The 10143-nt window shown below is 70.3% G+C and carries 11 protein-coding genes and 1 pseudogene; 10 read left to right on the top strand and 2 right to left on the bottom strand.

All coding sequences use genetic code 11. The annotated features are described in order from the left end of the window. The 4 genes from AB0H87_RS31605 to AB0H87_RS31590 form a co-directional block, all read left to right on the top strand. Positions 1–1122 (top strand): tetratricopeptide repeat protein (locus AB0H87_RS31605; protein WP_360153854.1); only part of this gene is annotated, 1122 nt, incomplete at its 5' end. A gap of 121 nt (positions 1123–1243) precedes the next feature. After that, the gene (locus tag AB0H87_RS31600; protein WP_360153851.1) at positions 1244–1936 is read left to right on the top strand and encodes a hypothetical protein; all 693 of its coding nucleotides are present in this window, start codon (positions 1244–1246) and stop codon (positions 1934–1936) included. Continuing rightward, a complete protein-coding gene (locus AB0H87_RS31595; RefSeq protein WP_360153848.1) occupies positions 1933–2844 on the top strand; it encodes a cyclase family protein in 912 nt (303 codons plus the stop codon). The genes AB0H87_RS31600 and AB0H87_RS31595 overlap by 4 nt, the downstream gene beginning before the upstream one ends. Further along, a complete protein-coding gene (locus AB0H87_RS31590; protein WP_360153845.1) occupies positions 2841–3674 on the top strand; it encodes an NAD(P)H-binding protein in 834 nt (277 codons plus the stop codon). The genes AB0H87_RS31595 and AB0H87_RS31590 overlap by 4 nt, the downstream gene beginning before the upstream one ends. Positions 3675–3726: 52 nt before the next feature. On the opposite strand, the gene AB0H87_RS31585 is transcribed toward AB0H87_RS31590, so the two are convergent. Then, positions 3727–4281, bottom strand: a complete 555-nt coding sequence (locus tag AB0H87_RS31585) for a YceI family protein (protein ID WP_360153842.1) — start codon at positions 4279–4281, stop codon at positions 3727–3729. A gap of 190 nt (positions 4282–4471) precedes the next feature. On the opposite strand from AB0H87_RS31585, the gene AB0H87_RS31580 reads away from it, so the two are divergent. From AB0H87_RS31580 to AB0H87_RS31565, 4 genes are all read left to right on the top strand, one after another. Continuing rightward, positions 4472–5350 (top strand): alpha/beta hydrolase, encoded by an 879-nt coding sequence (locus tag AB0H87_RS31580; protein ID WP_360153839.1) that lies wholly within the window; start codon positions 4472–4474, stop codon positions 5348–5350. 9 nt (positions 5351–5359) lie between these two features. Next, positions 5360–5911, top strand: a complete 552-nt coding sequence (locus AB0H87_RS31575; RefSeq protein WP_360153836.1) for a dihydrofolate reductase family protein — start codon at positions 5360–5362, stop codon at positions 5909–5911. A 237-nt stretch (positions 5912–6148) separates the two neighbouring features. Then, the gene (locus AB0H87_RS31570) at positions 6149–6601 is read left to right on the top strand and encodes a DUF417 family protein (protein WP_360153833.1); all 453 of its coding nucleotides are present in this window, start codon (positions 6149–6151) and stop codon (positions 6599–6601) included. Between the two features lie 11 nt (positions 6602–6612). Beyond that, positions 6613–7425 (top strand): methyltransferase domain-containing protein, encoded by an 813-nt coding sequence (locus AB0H87_RS31565; protein WP_360153830.1) that lies wholly within the window; start codon positions 6613–6615, stop codon positions 7423–7425. On the opposite strand, the gene AB0H87_RS31560 is transcribed toward AB0H87_RS31565, so the two are convergent. Further along, positions 7361–8056 carry a pentapeptide repeat-containing protein gene (locus AB0H87_RS31560; RefSeq protein ID WP_360153827.1) on the bottom strand — a complete coding sequence of 232 codons (696 nt, stop codon included), beginning with the start codon at positions 8054–8056 and terminating at the stop codon, positions 7361–7363. The genes AB0H87_RS31565 and AB0H87_RS31560 overlap by 65 nt on opposite strands. Positions 8057–8131: 75 nt before the next feature. On the opposite strand from AB0H87_RS31560, the gene AB0H87_RS31555 reads away from it, so the two are divergent. Further along, positions 8132–9433: a DUF1800 domain-containing protein gene (locus AB0H87_RS31555; protein WP_360153824.1), complete on the top strand. Its 1302-nt coding sequence runs from the start codon at positions 8132–8134 to the stop codon at positions 9431–9433. Positions 9434–9446: 13 nt separating this feature from the next. Then, positions 9447–10143, top strand: a pseudogene (locus AB0H87_RS31550) (hypothetical protein); the annotation flags it as partial.

Here is a 10143-nt window from a genome sequence, read left to right as displayed (position 1 = left end):
CGCAGCTCGTCCTGGCTCTGCGCGACCACCTGGTCCACCGAACGGACCCTCGACAGGTTCGTTCTCCACGACCTCGTGCACGCGTACGCCACAGAGCTCGCAACCGGTCAGGAGCCCTCGCACGAACGGCGTGCCGGACAGCGACGCCTGCTCGAATTTCTCACCCGTACGGCCGTGAACGCGCGGCCGCTGCTGCAGCCGAGCGAGTCCGATGTGGCGGTACCACGCACTGTGGACGGTGTAATGCCGCTGACGTTCGGCTCGGAGCGGGACGCACGCGAGTGGTACCAGGCCGAGCGGCACAACCTCGTCGCCGGCGTCCATCTGGCGTACGCGCTCAGCTTCGATGATCTTTGCTGGCGCCTGGCTTATGCCAATTGGATCTACCTGCATCTCACGAGCTCCTGGAACGACGTCCTGCGTACCCACAAGGTGGGACTGCGGGCGGCAGAGCGGTCCGGCGACAGGGTCGGTCAGGCGCATATGCTCAGTGGCATCGGCGCCGCCTACCGGGCGACGGGGCGGAGTCAACTGGCGGTGGAGACGCAGCGCAGAGCGCTGGCCATCTTCCAGGAGGTTGCCGACCTGCCCGGCACCGCCACCGCGCTCAGCAACCTCGGCGCCGCATACCGAGATGCCGGCAGGTTCGATGATGCGCTGGTCTTCTCCCGGCAGGCCTACGAGCTGGACCGCGCTCGCAACGAGCCCGGCAACATGGCGATCTCGCTGTACCACATCGGACTCACCCTGACCGCCGCTGGGCGTCCGGCTGAAGCGATCCCCGTCATCGGCGAATCGCTGGGTGTCGTCCGTCAGATTGGCCACCGGCGTGGCGAGGCCCTGGTCGTGTACGCCCTGGCGACCGCCCACGCCCGCCTCGGCCAGCACGATGCGGCCGTCGACCACTACCGGGCGGCGCTCGACATCCACCTGGAAAACGGTGATCGCTGGTACCAGGCCGCGACGCTCAACGGGCTCGGTGATGCGCTGCACGAGACGGGGCGCTTCGACGAAAACCACGACGCCTGGAAGCATGCCTTGGCAATCTACGAGGAGCTGGGCGCCCCGGACGCTGCCGTCCTTGCCGCCAAGCTCGAACGCCATGACCGCGCGCAGCGGTAGGTCTCGACGGCGAGCGCGGTCGAAGAAGCCGATCTGAAGCCGACGGCCGCTAGCGTCGTTCCGGCTTCCGGCGGCCGAGCCGGAGTCCGACCGCGCCCGGGTTTGACGCAGAGGAGGCGATGTGCCCTATCCCGCCACGGGCGAGCAGCTCACGGAATCTGCCCCCGTCGCCGTGCGAGCACAGATCCTGTCCACCGAACACTGGAGCCTGCTGGCCACCAGAAATCTGGCGTGGAGCGAGAGCTTCAGCCGCGCGAGCTGGTTCGTCACAGTGGTATCGGCGACGGTGGTCGCGCTCGCCCTGGTGGCAGACAGCACGGACCTCGGCAGTGGCTTCCGCGTCTTCGCGCTCATGCTCATCCCGTTGCTTGTCGTCATCGGATTGGCCACCGTCGTCCGCCTTGTGCAGCTCAACAGCGAGGACGTCGAGCTGGTCAGCGGAATGAACCGGCTGCGACGGGGTTACCTCGATGCTGCGCCCGAGCTCGAGCGCTACTTCGTGACGGGCCATACCGAGGACGTGCCCGGGATCATGCGGACGTACGGAATCCGCCGCACTCGCATCCCGGCCAGCCAGTACTTCTCGAGCATCGCGCTTCTGGTCAGTGTCATCGTCGCCGTGCTCATCGGCGCGCTTGCCGCTCTGATCGGCGACTCGTTCGACGCCGAGATCGAGGCAGCGGTCATCAGCGGCCTCACGGCGACCCTCGCCGCCCTGGCGACGCTGGTCCTCGTCGTCGTCCGACACGTCAACCGCGCCTGGGACCGCCGTCCGAGCGACCACGGCGAACCGATGGCAGCATCGCGGACATGACCGAGTACCGTGCCGTGTTCGATGCCGAAGTGGCCTTTCTCAACGGTGGTGGCCTGCAGACCCAAGGGTTTCGGCTGGACGTCCCCGCTCCCGACCTCACCGATGACCAGCTCGGCGAGTTGCTCGTCGCGCATCTCGGTCTGCTGATGGTCGACCACGTGCGGATCGTGAGCTCCCAAGTGGTAGCCGAGCCACACAAGGGGTCGCGCGGCGTGCCAGTCTCAAGGCAACAGCAGACAAGGCTCGTCGAGCTCAACCACGTCATCCAAGCCGGCATGACGACCTACCCCGGCCTACCTGGGCCCGAAATCACCCCGCACCTCACCCGTGCGGCATCCCGCAAGCGCTACGCACCCGGGGTCGAGTTCGCCATCGATCGCATCAGCATGGTCGGCAACACCGGCACCTATCTCGACAGCCCTTACCACCGTTTCGAACACGGCCAGGATCTCGCCGGGCTCGAGCTCACCGACGTCGCCGACCTGCCAATCGTCGTGGTCAGGGTGACAGACAGCCGCGAGCGCGGCATCGGCCCCAACGCCCTCGCCGCCATCGACCCCAGCGGCAAGGCGGTGCTGCTGCATACCGGCTGGGATCGCCACTGGGGAACCGAGGCATACGGCGATCCCGCCCCGTTCCTCACCGAACAAGCCGCCCAGATGCTCGCCGACGCCGGCGCGCGGCTTGTCGGCATCGACAGCGTCAACATCGACGACGCCCACGGCGACGGGCGGCGGCCCGCCCACTCGATTCTGCTCGGCGCCGGCATCCCCGTGCTCGAACACCTCACCGGACTCAAAGACGCACCCGTCACCGGAGCCCGGCTCCACGCCGCGCCGCCGCGGGTGCGCGCCTTCGGCACGTTCCCCGTGCGCGCCTACGCCGTCGTCGAACCCTCAGGAGCATGATGTTCTTGGTAACTGGAAGTACAGGAAACGTCGGCGCGGAGGTCGTCCGCGCGCTCGCCGCGGCCGGTGCGAACGTACGCGCGCTGACCCGTGACCCCGCTACGGCCGACGCACAGCCGGGTGTGGAGTACGTGGCCGGGGACCTGAACCTCCCGGAGTCCGTCGAACCAGCCCTCGACGGCGTACGGGGACTGTTTCTCCTTCCCGGGTACGCCGGCCTGCCGGCGCTGCTGGCTAGCGCGCGCCGGGCCGGGCTCGACCGGGTCGTCCTGCTGTCGGGCGGCTCGGCCGGCAGCGGCGACCCGAGCAACGCCATCAGCCGCTACATGGCCGAGTCGGAGCGGGCGGTACGCGAATCCGGGCTGCCGTGGACGTTCCTACGGCCGAGCGCCTTCATGTCCAACACGTTGCAGTGGACCGGCCAACTCAAGGCGGGCGACGTGGTGACCGCGCCATTCGCCGGCGTACGCATCGCCAGCGTCGACCCCTACGATGTCGCCGCCGTGGCGGCCCGGGCGCTGCTGGCCGACGGCCACGACGGGCGTGTCTACCAGCCGACCGGACCCGAAGCGCTGCTGGCTGAGGACCGGTTGCGGATCCTGGGCGGCGTGCTCGGCCGGGAACTGCACCTGCGAGCGCAACCCGACGACGAAGCGCGCGCGGAGATGCTCAAGACGACACCGGTGCAGTACGTCGACGCGTTCTTCGACTTCTACGTCAAGGGCACGCTCGACGAGTCCGTGGTGCGGTCGACGGTTCAGGACGTGACAGGTGCACAACCCCACACGTTCCATCAGTGGGCCGTCGCGCACGCGGAGGCGTTCCGGTGAGATCGTCGGGCAAGCGTGCGACAGACGACGTCCGTCATCGCATGGAAGGTGATCACAGGTCACGTCCCAGCTCGACCTCGATCTCCACCTCGACGTCGTCACGGACCTTGAGGGCACCGAGCAGGCCGGTGTACGGCTTGATTCCGTAGGTCGACTGGGTCACCACCGTGGTGGCCCGATACCGATCGGGCGTCGCCCCGCGCACCTCGACGTTGATGGGGGCGGCGACCCCGTGCAAGGTGAGCGTTCCGCCGATGGTCGCGGAGTCGTCGCTCGTGACGACGCCGGTGGACGCGAAAGAGGCCGTAGGGTGTCGATCGACGTCCAACGTCCGCCGTGCGTTTTTCTCGATCTCGCCCCGGTCCTTGTCAGTCAGCGGTAAAGCGCCGCCGGTACCCTTCCGAACGGCCAACGATCCCAACTCGACGCGTGCCGTGGCGGTGGCATCCGCCCGCCCGGTCTCGGGAATGTCGATCTGCACCGACCAATCGGTTACCTCGATGGTCAGGTCGTGGCCGACGGCCGAGCCGACACCTTTGCGGGCGGTGCGCAGCAGCATGCGCCCGTTGTCCGGACCGAACCGCAACCGTCCGGTTCTGATCGTCACCCCGTCCAGCGTAGTCCCCAGCCAGCAGCGCGACGCCGAACGCGTACGCCAAGGCGCATGAAGTCGAACTGAAGCCCTGCCGCCGTACGGTCTGAGCCGGCGGACGATCGTGCTCCGCGGTCATGCATCTCCGGCATGACCGCGGTGTCGGCTGGGTCTTTGTTTCCGGCGGACACGCGACCGTCAGGCCGTGAGGATTCGCATCCGCGCGTCGCTGCGCAGGTCACCGACGAAGGGAACCGCTATGTCACACGCCGTCAGATCGAAGGACGGTACGAGGATCGCGTTCGACGTGTGGGGTGAGGGCGAGCCGTTGATCATGGTTCATGGCGCCACCGCTCACCGCGGCACCGACAGGTTGAACGCGGGCGTGGGTGCGTTGCTGGGCCAGGACCGGTTCCGGGTTTACGCGTACGACCGGCGCGGCCGTGGTGAGAGCACGGACACGGCCCCGTACGCGGTGGAGCGGGAGATCGAGGACATCGAAGCGTTGATCGACCATGCCGGTGGACCGGCGATCGTGTGTGGTGTGTCGTCGGGGGCGGTGTTGACTCTCGATGCGGCGGCCGCGGGGCTTTCGATCAGCCGGGTGGCGCTGTTCGAGCCGCCCTTCGTCGTCGATGACGGGCGTCCGCCGCGTTCCGCCGATTATGTGCGACGCCTCGACGACGCGGTCGCGGCGGGCCGTCGCGGCGAGGCCGCCGAGATGTTCCTTACCGAGGCGGCCGGCCTGCCGCCCGAGGCTGTAGCCGGTGTGCGGGCGAGCCCGTTCTGGCCCGGCCTGCTGGAGGTGGCGCACACCATCGCCTACGACGGACGGATCATGGGCACCACGATGTCTGGCGCGCCGCTGCCCACCGACCGTTGGAGCGCGGTGAAGATGCCCGTACTGGTCACCTACGGCAACGGCACCGCTCCGTGGCTACAGGCTGCCGCGAAGGCACTGGCCGACCTGCTGCCCACCGCGACGCTGCAGGAGGTCGACGGCGGACAGCACGACGTCGCCCCCGAAGTGCTTGCCCCTGTCCTGCGGCAGTTCGCCGCGCTCACGACTCACGATCGACTCTGAGGAGGCCACATGCGCAAGGTGATGTCTTCGCTCTTCTACACGCTTGACGGCGTGGTGGAAGCGCCGAACCGATGGCAGTTCGGGTTCGACGACGACATGGGCGCCGCACTCGCTCGCCTGCTCGACCAGCAGGACGCGGCACTACTCGGCCGCACGACATACAGCGAGTGGGTCGAGTACTGGCCGACGGCAGCAGACGAGCCATTCGCCAGCTGGATCAATCGGGTACCGAAGTACGTCGCCTCGACCACGCTCGACTCGGTGGACAGGTGGCCGAACAGCACATTGATCAAGGGGTCCCTCGTCGACTTCGTTACCGACCTGCGGTCGCAGGACGGCGGCGCGATCGGCGTCTGGGGAAGCCCGACGCTGGTGCGTACGCTGTTCGAACACGGGCTGGTGGACGAGCTGCAGCTGCAGATCCATCCCGTCGTCGGGGGCGGACGACTGAGGCGGCTCTTCGCCGACGACAGCATGCTGGCCAAGCTGGAGCTGATCGAATCAGAGCAGACGAGCGGCGGCGTGATCATCGCCAACTACCGCCAGGTCCCCGACCGTTGACCGGCCGGTGGGCGTTTCCGCAGCGGGTCGGGAACGCCCACCACCCCCAGCGCACCGCGCCGACCGCTACCAGGAGGACCGGTACCAGTCAGGCCGGGCGGCAGCGCGGACAGGGCCGGCAGGCCAGTGGGAGTGTGTCTGGCGTGGCCCCTGGGGATCGGCGAACCACCGACCCGCGGAGGGGCGGCCTCCATACTGGGTGAGGAAGCTCGGGCGGAGGCGACCAGGAGCACATTCATGCACACGGGACACACAGACCTCGGTTCGGTGGGATTGTCGATCGCGCGCTACGGGCTCGCGACCGTGTTCGTCTGGGTTGGCGGGCTCAAGTTTTCCGACTACGAGGTCCAGAACGCGGAACCCCTCGTCAAGGGGAGCCCGCTCACCTCGATCCTGCGCAAGCGGCTCGGGGCGCGCCGGCTCGGGCAGCTCGTCGGGTCCTCGCAGGTCGTGCTGGGTGCGCTGGTCGCGGCCAAGCCGGTCGCGCCACGGGCGAGTGCCCTCGGCAGCCTCGGCGCCGCCGGGATGATGGTCGGCACACTCAGCTTTCTCGTCACGACGCCCGAGGCCTGGCATGACGGGCACGGGTTTCCGCAGCTGTCCGTGCTCGGCGAGGCCCTGCTCAAGGACAGCGTGCTGCTCGGGGCGGCGCTGCTCACGGCCGCCGACTCCTGGAGCGCGGCCGCGTAGCCTCCCGGGGCATGGGGACGTTTCGCGAATTCGAGTACGAAGGATGGCAGGCGGCCGCCGATCACTACCACGCCGCGTGGAGCGAGCTGACGTCGCGAACCATACCGTCCATCATGGACGCGCTGAAACCGGCCGGGCGCTTCCTGGACCTCGCCTCCGGGCCCGGATACGTGGCCGCGGCCGCCCCGGCCTGGGCGGTGGCCCTCGACTTCTCGCCGGCGATGGTGGCAAGGGGCGCCGCGGCGTACCCACACCTGAACTTCCTGGTCGGTGACGCCGAGCGGCTGCCGTTCGCCGACGGCAGCTTCGACGCCGTCGGGATGAACCTCGGCCTGCTGCACCTCGGCGAACCCGAGACGGCGATCGCGGAGGCCTTCCGGGTGCTGAGGAGCGGCGGCCGGTTCGCCTTCACGGTCTGGTCGGACCCCACGGCCGCCCAGGGCTTTCAGCTCGTCCTCGACGCCGTCGCGCGCCACGGTGCGCCCGTGACCGTCCCGCGCGGGCCGGACTTCTTCCGCTACAGCCGCACCAGCGAATGCCTCGACGCGCTTGCCGCCGTCGGCTTCGTGGACGCCACCACGACCGTCGTCGACCTCCGCTGGGAGCCGCCGGACGTCGCGGCGATCTTCCCGTCCTTCCTGCACGGCACCGCCCGCACCGGCGCCCTGCTGCGCCAGCAGGAGCCCGCCGCGCAGCGGGCGATCGCCCGGGACATCGCCGAGCGCGCTCAGCGGTTCGTGCGTCCGGACGGGCGCGTCGTCATCCCGATGCCGGCCGTGCTCGCGTGCGGGGTCCGGCCGCCGGCACCTCCGACGCGACCGTGATGCCCAGCGCGCGGGCGAAGGTGTGTGCCAGCGCCACCAGGTCGCCGGCCGCGACGGTCGCGCCGGCCAGGCTGGTCACGCCGCCGATGCCGGACAGGTCGCAGTCCGTGAGGAGGGCGCCCGCGCAGTTGGCGTTGGAGAACTGGGCGCCGGTCAGGTCGCACGACACGAACTCGGCCCGGCGCAGGTCGGCGCCCGTGAAGTCGGCACCGGTCAGGTTGCAGCCGGTGAACCGGACGTGTGCGAACGTCGCGAACCGGAACGCCGCCAGGTCGGCGCGGCAGGCGTCGAAGCTCACGTCGCGCAGGGTGCCCGCGGAGCACTGGGCGCCGGTCATCCGCACGCTGGTCAGCCGCGTGCGCAGCAGCGCCGGTTTCGTCAGCTTCGCGTTGGCCCAGTCGCTGTGCTCCACCACGCAGTCCGTGAACCGGGGCTGGTCGAGGACGGCCGCGGCCAGCGACCCGCGTTCGAAGCGGCACTGCTCGAACTCCACCAGGTCAGCCTCGTGACCGGCCAGGTCGACGCCGGCGAGCAGCACGCGGCGGAACAGCGCCTCGTGGTCGAGGTCGGCCTCCTGCTGCGGCGCCAGCGTGGTCAGGCGTGGGTCGGCGGGTGCGCGGTGAACTGACACGCCCCTCACCGTACGAGACCCGCGGCTGACGACGCCCTTACCTTCCTCGTACATTGTTCGCCTAGCCTCTCCGGCATGGCAGACCGCGCAAGGATCGCCCACCTGTTGCGCCGCGCCACCTTCGGGCCTACCGCCGAGGAGGTCGACGCCGCCGAGCGTGCCGGATACGCCGCGACGGTCGAGCGGCTGATGCGGCCCGCCGCCGACGACCCGCGGGCCCCGGTCTTCGCCGCCGGTCCCGGGCCTGGCAAGGACGCGACCCGCGAGCAGCGCCAGCAGGCCAACCAGGAGCGCCGCCGGCAGGTCACCGCGACCGTGGAGTGGTGGGTCGACCGGATGGTCGTCGCCGAGCAGCAGCTCGCCGAGAAGATGGTGTTCTTCTGGCACGGGCACTGGGCCACGAGCGCGCAGAAGGTCAAGGTCGCCCGGCTCATGCTCGGCCAGCTCCAGACCTTCCGGGAGCACGGCCGGGGCGGGTTCGACGCGTTCGTCAGGCGGATGGTCGCCGATCCGGCGCTGATCGTCTGGCTCGACGGGCAGAAGAACACCGTCAAGGCGCCCAACGAGAACTTGGCGCGCGAGCTGATGGAGCTGTTCACGCTCGGCATCGGCAACTACGGCGAGAGCGACGTGAAGGCCGGCGCCCGCGCGCTGACCGGCTGGACGGTCGATCGCGCCACCGGCACCGCGCGGTTCGTGCGGCGCCGCCACGACCGTGGTGCCAAGACCGTCCTCGGCCGGACCGCCGCGTTCGACGCCGACGGGTTCGCCGCCCTGCTCGCCACCCAGGACGCCGCCGCGACCTTCCTGGCCCAGCGGCTGTGGTTCCGCTTCGCGAGTGCCGAGCCGATTCCGGACGGCGTACGGGAGCGCCTCAGCACCGCGTTCGCCGCCCGGCGCCACATCGACGACCTCCTCAAGGCACTGCTGACCGACCAGGACTTCCCGGGCACCCGAGGTCAGCTCGTCAAGCAGCCCGTCGAATGGGCGGTCGGCGCCCTGCGCCAGCTCGGCGTGCGCCCGGCCCGGCTCACCGACCAGCAGCGCAAGCAGCTCGTGAGCGGGCTCAACGGGCTCGACCAGGTGCCGCTGCGCCCACCGAGCGTCGGCGGCTGGCCGGCCGGCGCGGCCTGGCTGACCACGAGCTCGCTGCAGGCCAGGCTGCGGCTGGCCGAACAGCTCGCCGGTTGGGCGGCGCCGGCGGCGGTCAGCCGGCTCGAGGCCGCGCCGGTGGAGGGCAGACCCGACGCCCTGGCCCGGCTGCTCGTCGTCGACGGCTGGACCGACCGCACCCGGGCCGTGCTCGCCAAGGAGGCTGGCAAACCCGAGAAGCTGTTGCGGCTCGGCCTCGTCAGCCCCGAATACACCATCCACTGAGGAGCAGAGCCACATGGACACGCTCACCCGGCGGAAGTTCCTGATCGCCAGCGGCGTGGTCGGCGCGGGAGCGCTGGCGGCCGGTGCGACCGCGTACACCCTGAACGACGTGCTGGCGACGGCCGGCGACCGGCCCGCGGACGCCGGCACCCTCGTGCTGGTGACCCTCTACGGCGGCAACGACGGGCTCAACACCGTCGTGCCGTACGCCGACGCGTCCTATCAGGACGCCCGACCCGGGATCGCCTACGACGCCGGCGAGGTGCTGCGGCTCGACGAGGGGACCGGTCTCAACCCGGCCATGAAGGGGTTCCAGCGGCTGTTCACCGAGGGCCGGCTGGCGGTCGTCCGCGGTGTCGGCTACCCCAAGCCGGACCGCAGCCACTTCCGCTCGATGGACATCTGGCAGACCGCGGACCCGGTGCGCCCCGGCACCACCGGCTGGCTCGGGCGCTGGCTCGACACCGCCGGCGGCGACCCACGCCTGGCGGTCAGCTTCGAGCCGGCCCTGCCGCCGCTGCTCGCGGGCGCCACCAGCGCCGGGGCCGCGGTGCCGACCAGCGAGCGCCGCCGCGCGACCGGCGTCACGGGGTTCGGTGCGCCCGCGGCCGGCGAGCCGCCGCTCCAGGCCCGCGCCGCCCGGTGCTTCGCCGACCTGGAGCACCGTGTAGTAGGTCAGGCTGGCGGCCCAGTCCGAGCAGTTGTCCTTG

This window comes from Asanoa sp. NPDC050611, from assembly GCF_040654855.1.
In the GTDB taxonomy this organism is placed as follows: Bacteria; Actinomycetota; Actinomycetes; order Mycobacteriales; family Micromonosporaceae; genus Asanoa.
The sequence above is the reverse complement of the archived record's forward strand: the minus strand, read 5'-3'. Positions and strand labels throughout refer to the sequence as shown.